The organism is Helicobacter anseris (assembly GCF_003364335.1).
Taxonomy (GTDB): domain Bacteria; phylum Campylobacterota; class Campylobacteria; order Campylobacterales; family Helicobacteraceae; genus Helicobacter_H; species Helicobacter_H anseris.
In genome coordinates, this window is sequence record NZ_NXLX01000023.1 from 1 (window position 1) to 22,823 (window position 22,823).

General features: G+C 31.7%; 22 protein-coding genes. 4 read left to right on the forward strand and 18 right to left on the reverse strand.

The window, feature by feature from the left end:
- Positions 1 to 62 precede the first annotated feature (62 nt).
- The 5 genes from CQA57_RS07245 to CQA57_RS07265 form a co-directional block, all read right to left on the reverse strand.
- The gene (locus CQA57_RS07245; RefSeq protein WP_115579574.1) at positions 63 to 689 is read right to left on the reverse strand and encodes a hypothetical protein; all 627 of its coding nucleotides are present in this window, start codon (positions 687 to 689) and stop codon (positions 63 to 65) included.
- A gap of 198 nt (positions 690 to 887) precedes the next feature.
- On the reverse strand, positions 888 to 2,543 hold the full coding sequence (locus CQA57_RS07250; RefSeq protein WP_115579575.1) for a hypothetical protein: 1,656 nt from the start codon (positions 2,541 to 2,543) through the stop codon (positions 888 to 890).
- 39 nt (positions 2,544 to 2,582) lie between these two features.
- Positions 2,583 to 2,735, reverse strand: coding sequence for a diadenosine tetraphosphate hydrolase (locus CQA57_RS07255; RefSeq protein ID WP_115579576.1), 153 nt, complete (start codon positions 2,733 to 2,735; stop codon positions 2,583 to 2,585).
- A complete protein-coding gene (locus CQA57_RS07260; protein ID WP_115579574.1) occupies positions 2,732 to 3,358 on the reverse strand; it encodes a hypothetical protein in 627 nt (208 codons plus the stop codon). Before CQA57_RS07260 ends, CQA57_RS07255 begins: the two co-directional genes overlap by 4 nt.
- Before the next feature lie 124 nt (positions 3,359 to 3,482).
- A complete protein-coding gene (locus CQA57_RS07265; protein ID WP_147288362.1) occupies positions 3,483 to 3,926 on the reverse strand; it encodes a hypothetical protein in 444 nt (147 codons plus the stop codon).
- Positions 3,927 to 4,095: 169 nt separating this feature from the next.
- On the opposite strand from CQA57_RS07265, the gene CQA57_RS08180 reads away from it, so the two are divergent.
- Positions 4,096 to 4,248 carry a hypothetical protein gene (locus CQA57_RS08180; RefSeq protein WP_170126853.1) on the forward strand — a complete coding sequence of 51 codons (153 nt, stop codon included), beginning with the start codon at positions 4,096 to 4,098 and terminating at the stop codon, positions 4,246 to 4,248.
- A 63-nt stretch (positions 4,249 to 4,311) separates the two neighbouring features.
- Here the strand turns inward: CQA57_RS08180 and CQA57_RS07275 are convergent, their stop codons facing one another.
- From CQA57_RS07275 to CQA57_RS07290, 5 genes are all read right to left on the reverse strand, one after another.
- On the reverse strand, positions 4,312 to 4,716 hold the full coding sequence (locus tag CQA57_RS07275) for a hypothetical protein (RefSeq protein ID WP_115579580.1): 405 nt from the start codon (positions 4,714 to 4,716) through the stop codon (positions 4,312 to 4,314).
- Positions 4,700 to 4,984, reverse strand: a complete 285-nt coding sequence (locus CQA57_RS07280) for a hypothetical protein (protein WP_115579581.1) — start codon at positions 4,982 to 4,984, stop codon at positions 4,700 to 4,702. Before CQA57_RS07280 ends, CQA57_RS07275 begins: the two co-directional genes overlap by 17 nt.
- Entirely contained in the window at positions 4,971 to 5,885 is a 915-nt protein-coding gene (locus CQA57_RS07285; RefSeq protein ID WP_115579582.1) for an FHA domain-containing protein, read from the reverse strand. The genes CQA57_RS07280 and CQA57_RS07285 overlap by 14 nt, the downstream gene beginning before the upstream one ends.
- Positions 5,886 to 5,897: 12 nt before the next feature.
- Entirely contained in the window at positions 5,898 to 6,056 is a 159-nt protein-coding gene (locus CQA57_RS08185; RefSeq protein ID WP_170126854.1) for a hypothetical protein, read from the reverse strand.
- 203 nt (positions 6,057 to 6,259) lie between these two features.
- Positions 6,260 to 8,926 carry a valine--tRNA ligase gene (locus CQA57_RS07290; RefSeq protein WP_115579583.1) on the reverse strand — a complete coding sequence of 889 codons (2,667 nt, stop codon included), beginning with the start codon at positions 8,924 to 8,926 and terminating at the stop codon, positions 6,260 to 6,262.
- 44 nt (positions 8,927 to 8,970) lie between these two features.
- Here CQA57_RS07290 and fliW point away from each other — a divergent pair, with 44 nt between their 5' ends.
- Positions 8,971 to 9,360 (forward strand): flagellar assembly protein FliW, encoded by a 390-nt coding sequence (gene fliW, locus CQA57_RS07295; RefSeq protein WP_115579584.1) that lies wholly within the window; start codon positions 8,971 to 8,973, stop codon positions 9,358 to 9,360.
- A gap of 3 nt (positions 9,361 to 9,363) precedes the next feature.
- Here the strand turns inward: fliW and CQA57_RS07300 are convergent, their stop codons facing one another.
- The gene (locus CQA57_RS07300; protein WP_115579585.1) at positions 9,364 to 10,374 is read right to left on the reverse strand and encodes a hypothetical protein; all 1,011 of its coding nucleotides are present in this window, start codon (positions 10,372 to 10,374) and stop codon (positions 9,364 to 9,366) included.
- Between the two features lie 64 nt (positions 10,375 to 10,438).
- Between CQA57_RS07300 and CQA57_RS07305 the strand changes: the two genes are divergently transcribed.
- Positions 10,439 to 13,069 carry a phosphoenolpyruvate carboxylase gene (locus tag CQA57_RS07305; RefSeq protein ID WP_115579586.1) on the forward strand — a complete coding sequence of 877 codons (2,631 nt, stop codon included), beginning with the start codon at positions 10,439 to 10,441 and terminating at the stop codon, positions 13,067 to 13,069.
- Between the two features lie 4 nt (positions 13,070 to 13,073).
- On the opposite strand, the gene CQA57_RS07310 is transcribed toward CQA57_RS07305, so the two are convergent.
- Genes CQA57_RS07310 through CQA57_RS07320 form a run of 3 tightly spaced genes read right to left on the reverse strand, consistent with a single transcriptional unit; the run spans position 13,074 to position 16,763 of the window.
- The gene (locus CQA57_RS07310; RefSeq protein WP_170126855.1) at positions 13,074 to 15,107 is read right to left on the reverse strand and encodes an LTA synthase family protein; all 2,034 of its coding nucleotides are present in this window, start codon (positions 15,105 to 15,107) and stop codon (positions 13,074 to 13,076) included.
- A complete protein-coding gene (gene lpxD / locus CQA57_RS07315; RefSeq protein WP_115579588.1) occupies positions 15,094 to 16,071 on the reverse strand; it encodes a UDP-3-O-(3-hydroxymyristoyl)glucosamine N-acyltransferase in 978 nt (325 codons plus the stop codon). The genes CQA57_RS07310 and lpxD overlap by 14 nt, the downstream gene beginning before the upstream one ends.
- Complete coding sequence (locus CQA57_RS07320) at positions 16,068 to 16,763, reverse strand: triose-phosphate isomerase (protein WP_115579589.1); 696 nt, start codon at positions 16,761 to 16,763, stop codon at positions 16,068 to 16,070. The genes lpxD and CQA57_RS07320 overlap by 4 nt, the downstream gene beginning before the upstream one ends.
- Positions 16,764 to 16,880: 117 nt before the next feature.
- Here CQA57_RS07320 and CQA57_RS07325 point away from each other — a divergent pair, with 117 nt between their 5' ends.
- Positions 16,881 to 17,573, forward strand: coding sequence for an outer membrane beta-barrel protein (locus CQA57_RS07325; RefSeq protein ID WP_170126856.1), 693 nt, complete (start codon positions 16,881 to 16,883; stop codon positions 17,571 to 17,573).
- A gap of 41 nt (positions 17,574 to 17,614) precedes the next feature.
- On the opposite strand, the gene CQA57_RS07330 is transcribed toward CQA57_RS07325, so the two are convergent.
- The 4 genes from CQA57_RS07330 to CQA57_RS07345 form a co-directional block, all read right to left on the reverse strand.
- Entirely contained in the window at positions 17,615 to 18,175 is a 561-nt protein-coding gene (locus CQA57_RS07330) for a DUF3226 domain-containing protein (RefSeq protein WP_115579591.1), read from the reverse strand.
- Positions 18,172 to 19,203, reverse strand: coding sequence for an AAA family ATPase (locus tag CQA57_RS07335; RefSeq protein ID WP_115579592.1), 1,032 nt, complete (start codon positions 19,201 to 19,203; stop codon positions 18,172 to 18,174). Before CQA57_RS07335 ends, CQA57_RS07330 begins: the two co-directional genes overlap by 4 nt.
- Before the next feature lie 101 nt (positions 19,204 to 19,304).
- Positions 19,305 to 20,747 carry a pentapeptide repeat-containing protein gene (locus CQA57_RS07340; RefSeq protein ID WP_170126857.1) on the reverse strand — a complete coding sequence of 481 codons (1,443 nt, stop codon included), beginning with the start codon at positions 20,745 to 20,747 and terminating at the stop codon, positions 19,305 to 19,307.
- Positions 20,747 to 22,823: Eco57I restriction-modification methylase domain-containing protein (locus CQA57_RS07345; RefSeq protein ID WP_147288364.1), on the reverse strand; the 2,077-nt coding region annotated here is incomplete at its 5' end. The genes CQA57_RS07345 and CQA57_RS07340, both read right to left, overlap by 1 nt.

Genomic DNA, 22,823 nt, shown 5'->3' on the forward strand with positions numbered 1-22,823 from the left:
AGCATAACTTGCATCAGCTATATCTTCCTATTCTTTGATTTTTACTATAAGTTCTTTAGGATTCATCTCCACCCCTCATATTTTTTATCTACTTTTACAAACTTACCATCTACAAGCTCAAAGGTATTAGAACCTCCTATGCCTATTTCTTCAGTTTTAGTGAGAGAAAAACCTGCTCCTTCATCTCCAAAGATTCCAAACTTTTTATAAGTAGTTCCAATATCAGTCCATAGAGTAATCAATCCTTCACTTCCATCTTCACAACGATAAAAACTTGTAATAACTAAAGAAGGTTTGAGTTTTTTATATACTTCTTCTCCTACAAATTCTTTAATCTTTTCATAATAGGAATCAAAGAGTGAATCATAAGGTCCAAAAGCTTGATTATGGTATTTACACCCATTAGAGAGGGTTTGGGGGAGAATAGAATTAACATAGGTAAAATCCACAAATTGAGACTTATCCCCTATCTTTATTTCCTCACCAAGATATTTATCCATATATTCTCTTCTCTCCCTCTCTCTTTTCTTTATCTCTTCTCTAAACTCAGGATAAAAGACATATACTCCTCCATATTTTTCACTCAATTTTTTTTCTTTGATATAGCTTGGCATAAAGTGTCTAAAAACTCCCTGATTCCATAGCCATAGTAAGATAAATGCTAAAACTAAGATTCCTATTACTTTCATTGTCTTTTTCCTTTTTTTTCTTAAAAACCAAGGCATAGCTTACAAATATTAAGTATATAGGAACGATAATAATAAGTAAGAACCAAACGCGATACACTTCCTTTTGTATTTTTGATTGCAATAGTTGTAAAACCAGGAGTGTTTTTTAAAAACAAAAAAAACTCACTTGATTTTTATTTATCAACAGCTCTCCTTAATTTAGAGAGTTGTTGATTTGAGGGTTAGATTTGGATTGAAAGAATCTCTGTGCTTGTAGAGGAGATAGCAAATTAGGGCAAGAACAACGGCATTAAAAAACAAGTTGGCTTTGAGGAGGGTTGGGAATATAGAGTAGTATCTACTTGCAATGACCGATACTATAAAAGCACAAGGTATATAGGCAAGAAATACGATTCTAAAAGTAAATTTGATTTTGTAGGCTAGATAAGTCAAAATCACAATAGAGCAAAATGGGAGAAAATAGAAAAGATTTGATAGTAGGGATTGTGAAAATATTGTGGGTAAGGGAAAAAGAATAATGATAAAGAGGGAGCAGATTGCTAGTTTGTAGGCGCTTGAGATTTGCTGATCATTTGAGATAATCCAAAAAAATAGGACAATGAAGATTGTCCAAAAATCTCCCGCATCAATTGAAAAAATATTAAGGATATACAAAAGAATGCTTACACAAACAAGAGCAACAAGTTGAGACTTTGCTTGATTTTTTAGTTTGCAATTGAGAAAGATGATTCCCATAGATGAGATGATAGAACAAGCAAAAAGGGTTAGTTTGGGGATAGAGTTTAGCCAAGATGGAGGATTGAGCAGTGGAATGATAAATATAAATGCTCCTGAGACACATATAGCCCATAAACTTGAATATAAAAGCCCTTTTTTACTCTTGAAATCAAAAAAATCGGCAATCAACAAAAAATAAAGATAAATCAAAAATCCCCAATAGGCAATATTGATAAGATGAGTGTATCCAAGAATTACAATAAGAGTGAGAAAGAAATTTTTCCTGCAAGTTAGTAAAATAAGAGCAATAAAAAACGACGTTTGTATCATTATATAGGAGAGATTAAGAAATCGAGAATTTTGCAAGAAATCGACAAAATCGAGTAAAAGGCTTAAAGATAATAGAAGAAATAAGAAACCAGCATAAAAATTTTGCCTCATTGCAATAAAACACAAGACAAAGGTAATAATGCCTGCAAATAAGATTCCAATAGGGTTGTAGATTAGGGTATAAAATACAACAAAAATAAATAGTATGCCAAGAGAGGCAAAGAATAGAAACTCTTTTGTTTTGGTGGAAAAGCCAACATTCTCAAAAAGATTAAAAGTCTTTGCTGGGAAGCAAAGGGATATGCCAAGAATATTGCTTGTAATAAATGCTAAAGAGAGGGTGATAGATAAGAATAATTTAAAAGATAAAAATAATGTATCAAAAGGATAGAAGTCAAAATAGTCTATTTTTATTCCAAAATAACCAACAATCAGCGATATCACAAAGCAAATCCCAAAAGAAAGTAGCATTTTTTTTGGAGTGAAAAATAGGGTGGTAGAGTCGTTGAAGTGCATTCTAAGATCAAGCATTCTGCTCATTGTGATTCTAAATGCAGGGAAAAGAAACAAAACAGCCCAAATACAAATCAAAATAAACAATTCGATCATAGAATTTCTCATATACGCAAGTGTTATCCAAATAATAAAAGGTATAGAAATAAGAGTTTGGAGTAATGTAAAAAGAAAAAAATGAATAGTGTAATCAAATCGCCCAATGGGTATCAATGGTTTAAAGGCAAATGATTTTAGCATTTGAGGAAAACCTAGTCGTATTGAGTTTAGAATTCGTTTGAAGAGAGCTTGCATAAAAATCCTTTTGCTTAAAAAATTTGGCTCGTATTTTATCTAACTTTTTATAAGAAGATTTTTAAGATTGAGTTTTTCATCAAACCAACTCTCTGGCTCATCATTCTCTTCTATATAATGAAGCAAAGCATAACTTGCATCAGCTATATCTGCATATTCTTTGATTTTTACTATAAGTTCTTTAGGATTCATCTCCACCCCTCATATTTTTTATCTACTTTTACAAACTTACCATCTACAAGCTCAAAGGTATTAGAACCTCCTATGCCTATTTCTTCAGTTTTAGTGAGAGAAAAACCTGCTCCTTCATCTCCAAAGATTCCAAACTTTTTATAAGTAGTTCCAATATCAGTCCATAGAGTAATCAATCCTTCACTTCCATCTTCACAACGATAAAAACTTGTAATAACTAAAGAAGGTTTGAGTTTTTTATATACTTCTTCTCCTACAAATTCTTTAATCTTTTCATAATAGGAATCAAAGAGTGAATCATAAGGTCCAAAAGCTTGATTATGGTATTTACACCCATTAGAGAGGGTTTGGGGGAGAATAGAATTAACATAGGTAAAATCCACAAATTGAGACTTATCCCCTATCTTTATTTCCTCACCAAGATATTTATCCATATATTCTCTTCTCTCCCTCTCTCTTTTCTTTATCTCTTCTCTAAACTCAGGATAAAAGACATATACTCCTCCATATTTTTCACTCAATTTTTTTTCTTTGATATAGCTTGGCATAAAGTGTCTAAAAACTCCCTGATTCCATAGCCATAGTAAGATAAATGCTAAAACTAAGATTCCTATTACTTTCATTGTCTTTTTCACTTTCTTTACTTTTATCTTGTTTTAATCCCTAGAGCATAACTTGCATCAGCACAATTTGCCATATCATAAAATCTTTGAAGGAGTGGTAAATCTGCTTCTTTAATGTCGTGTATCATTTTTGATCCAAATCATAACAGGTTATCTCTTTTTCTTTGAAGCCAAACTCAAAACCATTGCGAGATCCCCAACCTAGCCCTAAGGTGTGGTAGGGGTAAGCGTAAGTTGTTGTTGTAGCATAAAGAATGTTGTCATAGTATCTATCCACCTCTTTTTTTGTAACTCCCCACTTTGTCGTTTGTGAGGCTATTTTGTTATTCCAACCAATTACATAAAGTTTTTTGTCTAATTTTGCAGAATAATAAAATCTCTGTTTGTTTTCATCATATTCAAGTGGATAATTCTGAAAAAAACTTAATTCCCAATAATCCTGATTGTAAATCTTGGGCTGTGGAAGTTGAGTGCATTGATACTTAAACACATAATAGGCAGGATTAAGAAAACGCAGAGAGATTCCATTAAGAAGCCAAAATATATCCCTATAGTTAAACAACTCCACCCAAACCACCCCAAAACCTCTCTTTTTTTGAGAAACTAAGACATAGTTCAAAAGCATTAAGCATATAGGAACAACAATAACAAGTAAGAAAAAAAATCACAATACACTCCTTTTTGCTATATTTTAACTTAAAAATTCTCTAGTATAAAATGATAAAGCTAGAGGAGGAATGAGTGCAATCTTAGTGCAAGGTCCTCCTGAGAGTGGGGGATTAGGACATCCAGTGATAGAAGAGTTAGCTAAATCAGATTCTAAGATTAAAGGCACACCTTTGCTTTTACACTCTAGCTTTATGCCTAAAGAATTTTCACTTAAAGAATAGTTATAGAGAAAAAGAGATTGATTATCTAAAAAGACTTTCAGATGAGTTTTTCCTCCTCCTAAATCAATCAAAGAATATGTAGGAGAGAGATTCAAACCTTCCTTCACTATCAAGCTTTCCAAAGTAAAGTGGAGTAGAAGTCTCAGTGTCTCCACAAAGAAAGATAGAATAATAAAAACCAATAAAGACAAGATAGGTTCTAAGTCTGAAGAATGAGGCTTGTTTTAGGTTGTTTGTATCTAAAATGTCTTTTTGGATTTGAGTTTTCAGAAAATCCTGAAAAACTAGAATGTTTTGATAACGCTTTGAGTTATTGATAATATAAGAGGTGGATTGAGGATTAACACTAATTTCTTCTTCTAGTATTTTTGTTGCAACTTTCATTTTTGCTTGAGCTACTCTCATACTTTCTATAACAACTTTTTCTATCCCATATTCATCATCTTCACCATTAGATGAGATAAACAATGATTAAAACCACATCAAGCTTTTCAAACTCTGCCTTGCTTAGATTTTTGCATCTCTCTAACTCTTTGCTTAAATCCTCTTGATACCACCTAATATAAGGAGCAAAAGAATACTTTGCATTCTCTATCAAATTCTCGCTTTCTTCGAGCGAATCTCTAAAGCAAGCGAAGATAGAAAACTCTAAAGCCACAAAAAAGCAATCAGTCTTGCATAAAAGCAATGCGTTTGATATAGTTGCCCTCAAATTTGGTGTTTTATCTAACTTCATCCACTTTATCTTCAGATCGCAAGGAAAGAATACTTAGAAGTGCATTTTTTAGTAAATCACTATTTCCATTGATGCAATCCTCAATAATTTCTGAAATGCTCTTTTCAAAAAAATCAGGATGAAGTCCTTCTAATATAGGATTTTGCAAGGATTCGCAAAGGAGAGAGAGGATAATAAGATTTAAAATCTCCCTATCCTCAATCAATGAAAAATGTTTTATCCTTGATTCTAAATCCAACATTTTAAGCTTATTTTGATTGAAATTAAGGTTTTGAGCTGTTTTGAATTGCTCTTGAAGTTCTTTGGTCTTTTTATAAATCATCTCTTGTATATTTTTATAACTTACAAAATAATCCTTATTGGTGATAGGAAATGAAGGTGTCACATCCTCTAATTTATTTAATCCTAAAATATCATCATCTTCTTGTAATAAATCAAACTTCTCTTCTTCAAGAGGATTAAAGTCTTCTACAACACCTTTAGTAAAATTATCATTATTATCAAGCTCATCGTAAGGAACAAGTTCTCCGAGTTCTGCAAGAGAATGAGTCTTATTTTGTTCTTGAGTAAATTCCTCTTTGCTCATTATCTTTATTTTTAATTCCCCAATTTTTAAAAAATCCCCTACAATTATTTGGGTTTCATAAGAATAAGGTAAAGCTGAAAAGGAATCATTAAGAAAAATCTTGCATTCTTTTTCGTATGGTTTTATTCCAAACACCCCTTCTTCAAAATTGATCTGTGCGTGAATATTTTGTATTTGACTTTTCTTATCATTAATTACCCAAAAATTATCACTACCACTTCCAATACTACCACCATGCTCATTAAAAATATGAAAAGGGGAGCATTTTGCCTCAATACCTTGTATATTCATAACCTTTAAATAAACTTCCTTCATTCTTACTCTCCTTTATTTTAGGATATTTTGAGGAAGCTCAAGATAAGGAAGTATAGTCATTGCCCTATCAACTGAATTTTTTCCACTTACTATTACAAAATCAAAATAAAACTTTGAATTTTTATTAAAGAGAATTTTGTATTTGTCTCCTTGAGCTTGCGCATATTGCATTAACTGCATCCACGCCCATTGCCCAGGAAATTCTATATTTTGTTTTTGATTGCCATCATAGTCAAATGCTGTGATAATAAGTCTTGTATTTTCACTAAACGCATCAGCAACAAATTCAATACTAGGGGTAAGCGTAAGGGTCGTTATTTTAACATAATTGCACAGCTATTTATTTTTACACTCTATAAAATATCTTTTGATATTTAGGAAAAAAGTTTTAGCTCTTCTTGAACTTTTTGGAGTTTTTCTTTAGCATTTTTTAAGCCCTCTTGATTATTAAAAATTACTTCTTGAGGTGCATTTGCAATAAAATTTTTATTTTGTAACATACCCTCTAATTTTTGGATCTCCTTGCTTAGTTTTTCCTCTTGAGATTTAAGACGCTTAATCACAGCACTTAAATCAATATCTTCTAAACTCAAAAAACTTTCACAAAAATCCCCAACATCAACGACTGATTTTTCTGGTTTAGAATCTACAATAATCACTTCTTTGCTCTTAGCACATTTGCAAACAAATTGAGCCAAGAGTTGTGTGTTGATAGGAGTATTTACCTTTAACATCACTTGATCGATACTCTTATCACCCAAATCTAGTAAAGTCTTAACCCTACGCACAGAAACGATACAATCTTTAATTACTTCAAATTGTTTTTCTATATCCAAATCTCTTTTTATATCATCAGGATATTTGCTAATCATTATAGAATCTATATCACACAAACTACTACCATTTAATTGATGCCAGAGGCGTTCTGTAACAAATGGCATAAAAGGATGTAATAATTTCATCGCATCTTTAAAAATACTTCCTAACTCAAATACAGATTCTTTTTCAACCTTTGCAAGTTCAATTCCCCAGTCACAAAATTCAAACCACAAAAATGAATAAATACTCAAAGCCGCATCATTAAACCTATAAGATTCCAATTCTTCTTGCACTTTTACACAAAGAGCATTAAAACGAGATTTGATATATTTTCCCAAATTGCTTTGATAACAAGAAATTTCACTCTTATCTTCAAAGCTTACAAAATTTACATTTTGTTGTTTTGCATAAAGCTCTAAAAACTTTATAGCATTCTCTAGTTTAATCAAAAAAGCTTGTGTATTATCAAGCTTGCTAATAGAGAGTTTTATATCTCTTCCTTGTGCACAAAGCAAAGCAAGACTAAAGCGTAAATTATCCGCTCCATATTTACTAATCATATCTAGTGGATCAATCACATTCCCCTTACTTTTACTCATTTTTTGACCAAATTCATCTCGCACCAAAGCATGAAGATAGACATCTTTAAAAGGAAGTTCTCCCAACAAAGATTCGCCACTAAATACCATTCTTGCTACCCAAAAAAATAAAATATCAAATCCTGTAATCAATAAGGTATTTGGATAAAAATCTTTTAAATCACTCTGATGATATTTATTTCCCTCTTCCCAATTACCATTTGCCCATCCCAATGTGCTAAATGCCCATAAACCAGAACTAAACCAAGTATCTAAAACATCATTATCTTGATAAATGTTATCACTCTTGCATTGCAAACAAGCACATTCTTGTTCATTTTTACTTGCAAATTTAAAACCGCAATCTTTGCAATACCACACAGGAATTCTATGCCCCCACCATAATTGCCTACTAATACACCAATCCCTTAAATCTCGCATCCAAGCATTGTAATTATTCTTCCATTCTTTAGGATAAAAATGCATCAAAGAATCATTGACTTTTTCAATTGCTTTTTTAGCAACTTCTGCTTTTACAAACCATTGTTTTGAAATATAAGGCTCTACAATATTGCCACATCTATAACACTTGCCCACTTGATTTGTATAATCTTCTATTTTTTCCACAAAACCATTTTTCTGCAATTGCGATACTATCTCATCTCTTGCTTCTAATCTTTCTATACCTGCAAATCTACCCGCATTTTGATTTAAGATTCCAGAAGAATCAAATACTACTATACTTTCAAGATTATGTCTTTGCCCCACTTCATAATCATTAGTATCATGTGCTGGGGTTACTTTTACACAACCTGTCCCAAAATCCATATCCACATGCATATCACCAATAATAGGAATACTTCTATCAAGCAAGGGTAATTTTACTTTTTTTCCAATAAGATGCTTGTATCTCTCATCATCAGGATGCACCATTACAGCAGTATCTCCAAAATAAGTTTCTGGTCTTGTTGTAGCTACAATGATATATTCTGCACAATCTTCTAAAAAATACTTAAGATAATAAAGTTTTGAATGACTTTCCTCATATTCTACTTCAATATCTGATAAAGCACCATCATGGGTGCACCAATTTACCATATAATCCCCCTGAACAATCAAACCTTGTTCATACCATTTTACAAATGCTTCCCGCACAGCATTTTCTAATCCTTTATCCATTGTAAATCTTAAGCGATTCCAAGCAGGAGTGATTCCTAATGAATGCATTTGTTGGAGTATCTTACCTCCACTCTCTTCTTTCCACTCCCATACTTTTTTGATAAATTCTTCCCTGCCCAAATCTTCTTTTTTAATGTTTTTGGCTAGCAATTGTTTTTCTACAACATTTTGTGTTGCAATACCCGCATGATCAAGACCTGGTTGATAAAGTGTTTTATAGCCACGCATTCTTTTATAACGAACAATGATATCTTGCAAACTAAAAGTGAGTGCGTGCCCTATATGTAATACGCCTGTAACATTTGGCGGAGGCATCATAATGCAAAAATTCTCTCCATTTTGTATTTTTTTATTTCCATCAACTTCAAAATAACCACGATCTAAACAAATTTGATAAATCTCTGAATCTTTTAAATAATTGCTATCCATATAATTAAATTCCCTTAGATTTTTATTTTTTGGCATAAGTTTTGCTTTGTCAAAAGTATAACAAATTATAAGGAGCTAATATGTCCTATATTCTAAAATCACCGATTCTAGGATTTGAAAATATTCAAGAAATAAATTTTGAAAAAATTGATGATCTTTTTGCAAAAATTAGCAATAAATCACAACAATTTGAAATATTTTTAGTAAATCCCTATGCATTGAGAGAATACTCATTTGATATTCCAAAACACATCGAACTCTTACTCTCTTTAGATAAAAATTCAAAAGTTGAAGTTTATTGCGTGATGGTATTGCAAAAAAATTTAGAAGAATCTTTGGTAAATTTTTTAGCACCAATTATCTTTAATCACGATAATAAAACAGCTGGGCAAGTAGCACTATCTCTGCTAGATTATCCAAACTTTAGCTTTAAAGCACCTCTTGCGACTTTTATTGCAAAAAGTGCATAATTTCTAACATCCAAGCATTTTGATTTGCTTATAGCTAGAGCAAAGAGCTTGGATAATAAAATCTTCATTTGACAAATCCTTAATACTCACAGAAAGTAATTCTCTAGATTGTGTTTGTGTGTATCCCATAGCTTGCAAAACATAAGAAGGCTGAAAAAGCCCAAAAAGGCATTCTTGTCCATTTACCCCATAAACACCTTTTATAAAAAGATCTTGCAACATTAAGCGTGCTTTGATACCAAAGAATCTTAACGCCAAAGTATTAGGTGCCCCATATTTTAATGCCACAAACAACCCGATGTCTTCTTTTAACTCCTCTTTTAAAAGTGCAAAAAATCTTTTTTTATCAAAGAGTTTTATTTTTTCTTGATTTTCTAAAGCTCTCATAAAACTCTCATACAACCCACTTTGTGCTAAGACAAATGGGATATCAAAAGATTTTTTTGATAATAAAATACCATTATTTCTACTAAGCCCTAAAGCCTCCCCATTTAATAAAAAAACAATTCTTTCATCCCAAATCTTTGGTCTCATCCCCAAACTTACACTTAAGCTTATATCTACAATCAAAACAAAATCTTCAAGCTTTTGTTTTAAAAACTCAAAGATATTTTCAATATCATTGATACTAAAAATATCTTGATTGATACTTGGAATAACAAATACTCTGCATTTATTTGCAACTGCTTCTTTTAGCGAAGAAAAATCTAGCATTCCTGTATTTTTGCAAAGCTTTAGCTCATAAAGCCCTAAAGACTTAGCCCCTGTCACCAACTGCTGATGATTTGCAATACAATAGGCAATTTTAAAATGAGAAAAAAAATTTAAAATTCCCAGAAAACCCCAAAAATCACAACCAAAGCTTGTGGAAAAATCAGCATTAAAAACACTTTCTACTTTTGTTTTAATATTTTCTTTTGGGATAAAAATTGAAGGATTGGGGTAATCAATAGTTCCTAAAAATATATTTTCTTTTTGATTACAAGGATAATTATGCAAAAAATCAAGTCGCAAGTTTATTTCCTTTTTTAGTGATTATTATATAATGCTAAGGTTAAAAAAACCAAGAGGCTCAAACATGCATAACTTCCAGCAAGAAAAGCAATTTATCTTTGATATTATGATAGAAATGCTAAAAAATACCGACAAAACTTGTGCTGAATTTTTTTCTTCATTGATAGAGATTTTAGAAAATAAAAAATCCACTCAAGAATCTCTACAAAACATCATTGCAAATAACAAAACTCTTGAGGTGATTAAAGCTTTTTCTCTTTATAATATCTTGCTAAATATTATAGAAGAGCGTTTTAATATCAAAACTGCTAAACCCTTAGAAAAAATCAAACAAACTTATAATGATTTAATCCAAGAGGGCTTTAATCCCAAAGATATCCAAAAAATATTAGAAACAATGAAGTTTTATCCTGTTTTTACAGCCCATCCCACAGAATCAAGACGCAGAACATTCCTAGAAGCACACTATGCAATAGATAAAAATCTACATAAAATTTTTGATCTCAATGAAGATGATAGGATTGATCTTATCAATTATAGATTGCATTTATTGTGGCAAACTAGCTTGGTGCGTAGTGAAAAACTTGAAGTATTATTTGAACTAGATAATCTTTTGTATATTGTTGAAACAACTATTCTCAGTAGCGCTCAAAATGCATTAGAAGTCTTAACACAGCTTTTGCAAAAACCACTGCAAAAATCCCCCATAGAGCTTGGAAGCTGGATTGGTGGAGATAGAGATGGAAACCCATTTGTAAGCAATGAGCTTATGATGCAAGTGATGAAAACACAGCATAAGCTAATCATCAATCTTTATATTAAAAAAATTGATTTGCTTATTAGAGAACTTGCAATTAGCAAAGATTCTTGTGATATATCAGCAGACCTTACACAAAGCATTCAAAAATATGAGGATTATTTAAGTTTAGAGGGTAAAAAACTCTACAAAAAAGAACCCTTTAGAGCAAAACTTTTTTTGATGAAAAAAAAGCTACAAAATCGCCTTATTGGAATCAATACAAATTGGAAAGAAGATTTTGTCTATACCAAAGCATCAGAATTGCTAGAAGATATTGATTTACTTATAAAAAATCTCACCCCAACTTGTGCAAAAGGATTAAATGAACTTAGAAATTTAGTTTTATTGGGAGATTTTTATCTTTTAAAACTTGATTTTAGAGAGCATAAAAGTGTTTTTCAAGATGCTATTGATGAGATATTTTCCTTGCTTAATATTTGCAATAATTTTAAGAATCTACAACCTACTAAAAAAATTGAAGTATTAAATCAAGCCCTAGATCTTCCTCTCTTAAATCTTTTTTCTTTTATACAAGATCTTAGTCAAGAAACATGCAATGTTATTGAGATTTTTTCATCAATCCAATGGGGTAAAAAAAATCTAAGTGAAAATATCATTCGCTCTTTTATCCTCTCAATGACAACAGATGCGAGTGATTTATTATGCATACTTTGGTTTGCAAAACAAACAAAACTTTGGATTCCAAATGAAAAAGCATCAATTGCAATTACACCTCTATTTGAAACTATTCAAGATTTACAATGTGCAAAAGAAATCATCGCCACTTTGAGTGAAAATAAACACTATGCTACCTATCTTAAAGATTGCAACTGCACGCAAGAAATTATGGTGGGTTATTCTGATTCTAGTAAAGATGGGGGAATTTTTGCAAGTAACTATAATCTTTATAGTGCAATTTCTAGTCTCATTGAGCTTGGGGAAACATTGGGAATTAAATTTTTACTCTTCCATGGAAAAGGTGGAAGTGTAAGTCGTGGTGGTGGAACTTTGGATTCTGCACTTTTAGCTTCACCGCCAAAAAGTGTATCTGGACTTTTAAAAGTAACAGAACAAGGCGAGATGATTAGCTCAAAATATCTAAGCCCTATAAGTGCGCATTTTAACCTAGCAAACACACTAAGTGCATTACTAAGAAAATCTTGTTATGATGCATATTGCCAAAATCAAAACTTTTATATTTCTCAAAAAGATAATACAAAACATATTCGGCTTATTTCAGAAAAATCCTATCAAACTTATAGACATCTTGTATATGAAACTCAAGGATTTATTGATTATTTCAAGCAAGCCACACCTATTGATTTTATCCAACAACTCAATTTAGGTTCTCGCCCTAGCAAAAGAAAAGATACACAAAAAGTAGAGGATCTAAGAGCTATCCCTTGGGTATTTGCTTGGACTCAAAATCGCAGTATCATACCTGCTTGGTATGGACTAGGAAGTGGTCTTCAAGCGATAAAAGATAAAAATTTGTTGCGTCAATGCTATTTGGAATCAGATTTTTTCAGAGCTACTTTAGACAACATATCACAAGCATTTTTAAAAGTAGATTTAAATATTGCAAAACTTTACAATGCTTTTGTAGAAGATGAAAAATTGCAAACTACTATTTGGAATCTCATAGAAGATGAATACAAAAGGACTATGGATTTGATGCTTTTTATAAGAAATGAAAACACTCTATTAGACACACAATCTGAGATTAGAGAATCTATCTTTATGAGAAAAACACCAGTAAGTGCCCTAAATCTCATACAAATAGAGCTTATAAAAAGATATCACCAAACTACATATCCTCAACAAAAAGAAAAGCTAATGGAAGAAATCCATAGCACCATCGTGGGTATCGCTCAAGGAATGAGAAATACAGGCTAATTTCTCATTCTTTTATCAATAAATCATCTTTGCTAAACAAATACCAGCTTAGAGCCTTAGCATCTTGAGCCTTTTGCATCAATTCTCTTGCTTCTTGTAAATCTGTATCTTTTTTTGGCATTTGTAGGTATATCATCTCATCTTGAGTGGTATAAAGATATCGATGTGTCCCCACTACCTCAAATCCTATAAAACTCCTATCTTTATCAAATGGAATCTTTAGATTATTTGTAAAAAGAGGCTTGCCAAAACTTCTATAAACAAAACCTTTTGGGCTTACTAGCTCCAATATCGTCGCACCTATATCCAAATGCGATCCTACATCGCTAATTTTCTTAGGACTTAATACGGGTGAATACAGAATCATAGGGACTTCACGATAGCTTCTAAAACTCATATCTTTAGGTGCTCTATTGCTATGATCTCCTGTGATAACAAATAAAGAATTTGGATATTTTTTTGCCATTTTCTTTATAAAAGTAGTTACTTGTTTGTCATACCACCATAGCACGGCTAAATCTTGAGGTTTCCAAAAAGTATTTGGAAGTTTTTTTGCAAAAAAATCATCAAATTTTTTTATGTCAATATGAAATTGCTCCAATGGCAAATCAAAGGGTGGGTGATTTGTAGTTGTCATAATCATATTAAAAGTTTTTTGAGAATTTTTAGCAGTATAATCTTCGATAAAATCAAACATAATATTATCCCAAACTCCCCATACATTAGACATAGGTTTTGGATAATGCCTTAAATTTGCAAAATAGCTAAAATCTGAATCATCTAAAACCTCATCAAACCCTTGAGATTTGCTGAAGTTATTGAGATTTCTCCAAGTGCTAGAGCCTCCATAATAAAATCTTGTGAGATATCCATCTTGTTTGATATTGTGTGCGATTGCCACAGGCATTGCTTTCAATGAAGAAGCTCTTAAATAAAGTGGGACATTTGTATAAAATAATCCTGTGATTTGAGATTCTAAACTCCAAATTGTTCCATGAGCAGTTTCAAAAAAAGTCTTTATCATAAAGCCATTTTTATTATCCACCAAACTTTTTAAACCACTCACCAACCCTATTTCATCATAAAAAGGATCAAAAGCCCAAGTCCCTAGAGATTCTGAAATGATGTAAAAAATATGCTGGATTTTTGGAGATTCTTTTGAATTTGAGGAAGTTTTTTCTAAAAGTTTTGATAAATCTAAATCTTGATTTTTAGAATCTTTTAAACCAAAAAAGTTGATAGCCGCTTCTTTAGGAGTGGATGTCGTAAAGCTTGCAAAACTTGATTTATAGCTTAGTTTATACCCCTTATAGACTAGATAGAGGCTTCGAAAAACACTTGGTGTAATTTTTCTTAAAAAGTCATTTTGAACAATCCTAACTTCTCTATCCAAAGATGTTGCCCTAAGTGATAAAGTAGAATTAGCAAAGAAAATCATCAAAAATGCCAAGCAAGGCACACAAAGCCAATTGATTAGTTTTATATTTTTACATTGTGATTTTTCATCAATTTTTTTAATACCAAAATCATAAAGATACTTTGTCAAAACAAAAAGTGCTATAAGAAAAACTATCTTTACACTTAAAAAATAATCTCCGCTCAAACCTGTTGCCATTATGGCTTTTGTATCATCAAAAAACAATCCAAGCAAAATAAAATTAAACACATCATCATATATTGTGTAGTAAGTCATATTAGCTATGCTAAAAAAAATAATCAGCAAAAAAGTAAAATATGCAAAATACTTTTGTGCCTTTAAAAAACCATCCTTCCAAAGACTGCACAAACTAATAAGAAAATACAAGATTCCAAAAATTGCTACGATTCTATTATCGTATAAAAACCCTCCCCACAATGTCTGCAATATCTGCAAAAAAATATTTTGAGCTTGACTAGTGCTATCTAATACAAATAATGCCTTATGATAAACCCCTATATACAAAATAAAACAAATACGTGCAACAACAAAAATAAAACTCAAAAATACTAAAAAATAAAGTGTTCTAAGAAACAAATGGGATAATCTATTTGTTTTCATCATTGACCTTTTGTTTTTTTAGCATTCTTCTAAGGCTGACATAAAATTTCATCCATTCATCAAGCTCCATTAAAGGATGTCCGCCCCATTTTGTATGAGGAGGTAGATTTTTTCCTACTGCACCTCTACCAGCAACCATTACAAAATCACCGATATGTATATGTCCTCCTGTCCCTGCTTGACCCCCCATAATGACATTTCTACCTGTTGTTGTTGAGCCTGCGATACCCACTTGAGATACGATGATACTATGCTCTCCGATGATACAATTATGTCCTATTTGCACAAGGTTATCAATTTTTACACCTTTTTTGATTCTAGTTTCTCCAAATACTGCACGATCAATCGTGGTATTAGCACCTATTTCTACATCATCTTCGATTATCACACAACCATTATGCTCGATTTTTATATGCTCTCCATCTTTGGTATGTGCATATCCAAACCCATCACTCCCAATCACGCTCCCAGCGTGAATAATAACATTATCACCAATACAACTATCACGATAAATCACTACATTAGGATAAATCTTGCAATTCTTACCAATCTTAACCCCATCACTAATCACCACTCCTGCCATAATCTCTGTCCCATCGCCTATGAAAACATTTTTTCCCATTACTGCATTTGGCATAATTTTTACATCATTTCCGCATTGTGCATCAGCCCCTACCCCGCTAAATTCTGGCTTTTTGAAAAAATGAGAAATTTTTGCAAAAACAAGATGGGGATTTTCCACAATGATTGCTTGAATATGATTTGGGACTTTTTCTTTATGAGCCTCTCTTATCAAAACAGCTCCTGCTTGAGAGCCTTCCAAATCTTTGAGATATTGTGTCTGATCCACATAGCTTATTTGTTTAGCACTTGCCTTATCAAGAGGGGCAATCCCCTCAAGCTCAAAATCACTCAAAAGCTCTGTTTTTACGCCAACTTTTAATAAGATTTCATTGAGTTTCATTTTTTACCCCTTGCAACTTCTATCATTTTTTTGAAATTTTCTACATCTAAGGAAGCACTGCCTATCAATGCACCATCTACATTTTTGATTTTTAAAATATCAGAGATATTTTGTAATTGCACACTTCCACCATACAATAAAGGTCGTTTTGTCAAAGTCCTTAAGAAATTATGCGTTTCTTCAATCTCTTCAATTTTTGCACTCACCCCTGTGCCAATAGCCCATACAGGCTCATAAGCGACTATCAATTTCTCATAATCCACATCAATCCTATCAAACTGAGAAGATAAAAAGTCCTCAATAGCACTCTTTCCTTTTTTCCTTGTCTCTAAGCTCTCACCTATGCAGTAAAAAATACTAAAATTATTTTGTGCAAAAAAATCAAACTTTCTTGCACAAAGCTCTTGATTCTCGCCAAAAATATTACGCCTTTCACTATGACCTATCAAGATATTTTTAATCCCAAAATCATTCAAACTCTCCAAAGTGATTTCACCGCTAAAAGCTCCATTAAACTCACAATAAGCATTTTGGACACCTATATGAAAATTTTTTGCTTTTTCTTGCATAGCAAAAAATGGAGGAAATACATATACATCATCATTGCCATTTACAAAAGAATCCAAAACACTAAAATAATTTTTTATCTTTTGCAATGTCAAATTTGATTTAAAATTGGCTGCGATTATCATCTCAAATCCTTCATAGTTTAGTCATAGAGGATTCTAACATAAATCAAGTTGTATTCTAAAATCCATAAGTTTTATTGTAAAATCCCTAACATTTACAAAATGGAGAAATTTAGAAAAATGAAAAATCGTTTTTTATTTATCACATTTGGCATTTTTTTGCTCTCAAATATACTTTTTGCGAGATTTTATATAGGCACAGAAACTGGCTATACAAAAGGCACAATGTATCTTTATAAAGACGAATTAGGTGCTAATATCCCAAGTATTGATGAAACAATCATCGAAAATCAAAATGGTATCACAAGTAATATTATCTTAGGAACTGAGCATTTTTTCCTCAAAGACTATCTTGGTATCAGATGGGGTGTGTATGCTGGCTATGGATTTTTAAAGGGTAAATTAGCTAATGTCAATTCTTTAACTTTTGGAGCAAATGCTGATGGAATTGCAAATATTTTTGCTTCAGAAAATTTTAGTATTGGTGCTTTAGTGGGTGGAGAATTTGCAAATATCTTGCACCTACCCATACAAGAGGTAAAAATCGGACGCGTGATTGATGGAAGAGAGTATTCTGTAAGCAATAAGGCTTTTTTAAATAGGATGATTTTAAGAATGGGGATAAGTACATCATTTAAAAAACATCACCGCATAGAATTTTTGTTTAAATATCCATTGGCAGCACCCACTGAAACATCACAATATTTTGATGGAGGGATGGAAAATGGTAAATATCAAGTCAAATATGATTACAAATACTCTTATCTTTATGAATACTGGGAAGCTTTCCTAAGCTACAAATACATCTTTTAGCAAGATATACTCCATCTTACTTAGCTTGGGATGATGGAGTTTTAAGCATTTGATAATTTTTGTAATAAAAAGCTTCTAAGAGAATCAAGATAAGCTGAGTCAAAATCAAAAATATTAACATAGGCTTTTTTTCTCTCCTCATCCTTTTTTTCTCCTAATAATCCAAGTGCTTCAAAATAAGCAAATCTTGCGGATTTCTTTTGAATATTTTTAGCATAAGAGGGATTATGAAGAGCAATACAATCTTTATATCTCTTAAAACATTCATAAATCTGAGGTTCTTTTGCTATAGTAAATAGGAGTGTTTCAAGCTCTCCACTTTGCGAATTATTGGGAAATAAAAAAATCTCATCTCTGCATAACAATCCCCTACTCTCATCAATAAGTCGCTTAAATGTCTCTTCGTAGCTCTTATCACAATCAAAAACAACAAAAACTTTTTGTTGTTTATCTTTTGCCTCTTGGATATTTGAATGTATGTTTATATCAATGGTATTACCATTACATACCATTATCTCTGTATTTAAAATTCCCAAATATTTTAAATACACTTCTAAAAATTCTTTGTCGTGTTTGCCTTCTACAAAAATTTTAATATTCATTGCCCTCCTCCTCTAGGGTCGATTCTATCGAGTGTAAAGTAGGATTCTCCCTCTTGAGAGTATGGATAAGTTTTTGTCCCTTCTTTAGTAGAAGCTACTTTGAAAACCTTGCTTTTTTTTCCTAATATCCTGCGTGAAATATCCAAAAACTCAAGACTATGCGTGGTGAAAAAGAATTGAAAATCAATTTGCTCTGAAAGCTTAAGAATACTAGTAAGAAGCTTTTGAATGCTCGAGAAATGCAATCCATTTTCTATTTCATCAATACAAATACAAAAATGTGTATGCCACTGATTTGCAACTAGCATTAAGGCAATAATGGTGGTATATTTTTTAAATCCTTCGCCCAAAAAATTGATATTGATTAGTTTTGAGATTCCCTCAAGATTGATCAAAACACTATTTTCTTGAACTTCAATATCCGAAACTCTTTCATCAAAAAGCTTAAGATATTTTACAAGCTCATCTCTCTTTTTTTCTTTTCTCACAATATCAATAAAATATTTTAATCCCCATTTTTCAATATCACTTGAAAGAAAAATTGCAAGAATAGGAGAAGGCGTATTGCCCCTAGTCACGTCCTCAATTTTGCCATCTAGCAACACCTTAAAATGTGAAATAGAAGTTGTATCATCTCTTTTTCTCGTTAGCCTTAATCCATGTATTTTTTGTTCGAGCATAGAAGCATAACTAAATTCTTTTTGAGAAAAAATATCTCCTTCAGCTTTTGGCAAAACTTCAACTTCAATTTTTCCAAAATCATTATTTGAATAAAATTTGATAGGCTTTAAAAAATCAAAGTTATAAAAAATAGAAGTTATATTGGTAGGCAAAATAGTTGTTTGGCGAGAATTTTGAATCTTTATCAAATCAATAGCTTCTTCTGCACCATAACAAACAAATATGGCTTCTAAAATACTTGTTTTGCCACAGCTATTTTCTCCTACAAAAATATTAAATCTTTCAAAATCTTGAATTTCTAAATCTTGCAATCCTCTAAAATTTTTGATTTTTATATCTTTTATCATTGATTTTCCTGAGACAAATTTTTATGTTATTTTAACATGCAAAATATATTCCTTATGACTTGAGAATCAATTCAGTAAAACCTTTTTATTCTTACCTTGCTTTAGCTTGGGATGATGGAGTTTTTGCGTGCGGTTTTTTGGAGGGAGAAAAGCAAGAGAATCATCACTATAGTATAGAGGACTAAGAGGAAATTTTCAAATCCTGAGCGAGTGGTTTTATCTATGAGATTTATCGCTCCAAAAATCAAAATAGGCTTATAACAAGCAATCCATAAAGTAAAAATAAGCCCAATTCCTGCAAATAAAGAAAGTCTATGAATATACCCTATACTCCAAGATATCCAAAGACTTATAACTCCTACGAAACTTAATGCAATGCCATAAGGATTTAATTGTGAGATGATAGATATATCTTGAAAACACTTTAATAAAAAAAACAAAAATCCAAAACTTCCGATAGCAATAATCACCCAAGCGATAATTTTCAATAAATCGGTATGATGTTCTGAAGTCTTACGATAAAACCATAATTGCCATTTGTCTATTTTATCTTGTAGCGTTTTGTTAGGTTTAGAATCTAGCTCTATCTCTTTGCAATATAGCTCTACTTTATGATAATTTGAAGAGTCAAGAATATTGCCCTCTTTGGAGAGAGCATTTTTGAAAATTCTAAAGCTATCTCTAAAATCATTAGCAAATTTGTCTAAAGGCTTTTTTTTATCCATTATTTTGGAATTAAAATCTTTTTCTGTTTTCTTAATTATTTCTCTTGCATTTTCAAAGTCAAAAGACATTTTAGTATTCACCATATTTAGATTGTCTTTAAATAATGCTTGAGAAAAATTTGGAGTTTTTTCAAAAGTTACTCCATAAAAACAAGCATTATTTTTAAATTCACATTCGTGAAAATCTGCAAAATCTTTAAAAATAGAATTATTAAAATATACATTATTTTCAAATTTACTCATTTTAAAACTAATCTGATTGTTAAACTCAAAATTCGTAAAATTAGCTTTGCCATCAAATATACAAGACTCTAAAAACAATTCATTATCAATATTTATTTTTTTATATCCTGAAATATTAAAATCTCTAAAACTACAACCTCTAAAAATTATCTCTCCTCCACCTTTTAAATCAGAGTTTATATTAATACTTTTAAATTCACTACTTGAAATACTAATCCTTCCATTAAAGATATTTTCTTCATTAAGAAACAAGGTGATTTCTTTGCAGTCATAAAGAATAAATCCATTCTCTAGCTTAGTATTTCTAAAGATAAAAGTCGTATTGTTTTTATTATTAATTGTAACTTTTTGAAGAAAAATAATATTTGAGAAATCAAAAGCATTAAATTTATCAAAAACATTAGAAGAAAAATCAAGATAGACTTCTTCATTAACTTTAATAATTTCGCAACCTTGATTATCCTTAAAAATTTTAATATTAGAAGATTTTAAATTCTTTAAAAAAGATTTAAAGCTTTGTGTATTATCAGCAACATTAGATAAATATTGTCTCAATTCTTGTATTGATATAACCACTATTCACCCTTTATAATTTGGATTTCATCGTCGCTTAAGCCATAGAGGGTATAGACTAGGGAGTCGATTTCTTGTTCTAGCTCTTGGGTATCGGCTTTGGGGTTTTGTTCTTTTGCTTTTAGAATCTGATCTACTAATTTTATAAAGGGCTTTTGCTCTTTGGGTGAGAGGTTGGGGATACTGAAATCTTGCATATAGGCAGGCTTATTTCTATAATATCCTCCACGCATTACAGAGGCAACTTGTGTCATATACCACCAAGTCAGCTCTGAATTAAGCACTGCAAGCAAAAATCTATAATCTAGATTCTCAAAATTCTCATTTTTGATATAGCCATAAATGGTTGTTGTGAAATAAAACTCCCCTTGCTTATCCCAAGTAAATTGCATTTTCTCACAAAAATCAGGACAAAGGAGTTTTTCTCTGCCAAACAAAAGTTGATTTTTGGGATAAATATATCTCCACCATAACTCATCATTCTCTAACCTTCCATTTTCTCTTGCTCTTAGCACTTTTTCACATTTTTTAAGATAAGCATAGCCTTTGGGAAATCTTTCTTTGAGCGTGGATTCATCGTAGAGATACATTTTTGCATTGCCTTTAGAATCTTCTCCTTGATAGTAGGGGAATAGCACTCTAAGTTCAGTGCTAGGGGTATCATAGCGATGGAAGCTATCTCCCATAAGCAAAGGCTTAAGCAAATCATTTTCAATTTCCACATTGCACTCTAGCTCTTGAGAATATCCCTTTGTTGTAGTCTCTCCCTCTTGGCAATCATAGAGAAAATAGACGCTGTCTTTACTTGTAGCGATGCCTTGAAACATCTTTGAAAAAATCTCTTTGAGTGGGGCGTGTGAAGTGACTTTTGAAAAAAGATTTTGCGAGAGATCTCCTCCAAAATACCACGGAGAGGAGGAAAGGGAATTTGTGGGGAAGACAAGAAAATCACTTGGGGTGAGTTGGGTTAGAAATTCACTCATTTCTTGGCTTGAATTTATCTCTTGGGGAGCTTGGATAAAGCTCACTTCCCTACTCTCTTTTTCAAACCATTGCAAGGCTGTATATGTAGAAGCATCAAAGATTTGATAATGTCCAAAAGAGATGACTTTGCTAATCTTGTCTTTTGCAAGCTCTCTTAACCCTACACCAAAGAGAGAATTTAGCCATTTGTGAGGCATAATAAAAGCGATTTTGGCTTTTGGAGCAAGAAGCTTAAGACATTGTTCTACAAAAAGCACATAAATATCATAATTTTGACTTGCTGTTGAAAATGTCTTTTGATATTGCTTTGAGGTTGCTCTATCAAGCCCTTGGATTCGGATATAAGGGGGATTTCCGATGATACAATCAAACCCTTTGAAGTTCCCCTCCTCATCTAACACCTCAGGAAACTCAAACCTCCACTCAAATGCATTTTTATACTCCTCTCCACTTAGGGCAGAATCAAGCTTTTCCCTAAGGGCTCTTATCTTGCCATAGGAGATAAAGGCTTTCTCTTTTTCTTTTGGATTTAAGTTCAAATCTATCTCCAAGAGATTACCCTCTGTTAATTGCAATCCCTCAAATAAACTCCTATCCTCTAAGGCAAATCTACCATAAATCTCAAAATGTTTTCCAATAGCTTTCTCTAATTTTTGTCTAGTTTTGGAATCTTTAAGTGTTAATGTAAAGGATTCTTTAATTTGCTTGATCTTGTGTTCTAAATCTTTTTTGCTGATTCCAAAAATTGGATCAGGATTTTTATAGACAAAAACCAATTCTTTATATTCCCTAATCAATTTTTTAATATTTATTATATTTAGCTTATCATCTAATCTAAATCGTGAAATCAATGAGTTTCCACACTTGATATTGATGTCGATGTTTGGGAGGGTTTCTAGAGCATTGGTATTTTCACCTTTATCATCAAAGAGATAATAGCTGTATTTAAGAAGCTCTATCCAAAGTCTTAGCTTTGTGATTTCACAAGAGTTTGGATTGATATCTACTCCAAAGAGACAATTTTCTATGATGGATTTTTTGAGATGGAAGAGCTCTACTTGGATTTGATGGGTTTGTTGTTGCTGTGAGGTGGGT

Excerpts from the sequence above, each read along its gene's own strand:
- CQA57_RS07280 (WP_115579581.1), bottom strand. The coding sequence starts at position 4,984 with ATGAAGTTAGATAAAACACCAAATTTGAGGGCAACTATATCAAACGCA.
- CQA57_RS07330 (WP_115579591.1), bottom strand. The coding sequence starts at position 18,175 with ATGAATATTAAAATTTTTGTAGAAGGCAAACACGACAAAGAATTTTTA.
- CQA57_RS07250 (WP_115579575.1), bottom strand. The coding sequence starts at position 2,543 with ATGCAAGCTCTCTTCAAACGAATTCTAAACTCAATACGACTAGGTTTT.
- CQA57_RS08180 (WP_170126853.1), top strand. The coding sequence starts at position 4,096 with ATGAGTGCAATCTTAGTGCAAGGTCCTCCTGAGAGTGGGGGATTAGGA.
- lpxD (WP_115579588.1), bottom strand. The coding sequence starts at position 16,071 with ATGAAACTCAATGAAATCTTATTAAAAGTTGGCGTAAAAACAGAGCTT.
- fliW (WP_115579584.1), top strand. The coding sequence starts at position 8,971 with ATGTCCTATATTCTAAAATCACCGATTCTAGGATTTGAAAATATTCAA.
- CQA57_RS07260 (WP_115579574.1), bottom strand. The coding sequence starts at position 3,358 with ATGAAAGTAATAGGAATCTTAGTTTTAGCATTTATCTTACTATGGCTA.
- CQA57_RS07335 (WP_115579592.1), bottom strand. The coding sequence starts at position 19,203 with ATGATAAAAGATATAAAAATCAAAAATTTTAGAGGATTGCAAGATTTA.
- CQA57_RS07310 (WP_170126855.1), bottom strand. The coding sequence starts at position 15,107 with ATGAAAACAAATAGATTATCCCATTTGTTTCTTAGAACACTTTATTTT.
- CQA57_RS08185 (WP_170126854.1), bottom strand. The coding sequence starts at position 6,056 with ATGCAATATGCGCAAGCTCAAGGAGACAAATACAAAATTCTCTTTAAT.
- CQA57_RS07320 (WP_115579589.1), bottom strand. The coding sequence starts at position 16,763 with ATGATAATCGCAGCCAATTTTAAATCAAATTTGACATTGCAAAAGATA.
- CQA57_RS07245 (WP_115579574.1), bottom strand. The coding sequence starts at position 689 with ATGAAAGTAATAGGAATCTTAGTTTTAGCATTTATCTTACTATGGCTA.
- CQA57_RS07305 (WP_115579586.1), top strand. The coding sequence starts at position 10,439 with ATGCATAACTTCCAGCAAGAAAAGCAATTTATCTTTGATATTATGATA.
- CQA57_RS07290 (WP_115579583.1), bottom strand. The coding sequence starts at position 8,926 with ATGCCAAAAAATAAAAATCTAAGGGAATTTAATTATATGGATAGCAAT.
- CQA57_RS07255 (WP_115579576.1), bottom strand. The coding sequence starts at position 2,735 with ATGAATCCTAAAGAACTTATAGTAAAAATCAAAGAATATGCAGATATA.
- CQA57_RS07325 (WP_170126856.1), top strand. The coding sequence starts at position 16,881 with ATGAAAAATCGTTTTTTATTTATCACATTTGGCATTTTTTTGCTCTCA.
- CQA57_RS07285 (WP_115579582.1), bottom strand. The coding sequence starts at position 5,885 with ATGAAGGAAGTTTATTTAAAGGTTATGAATATACAAGGTATTGAGGCA.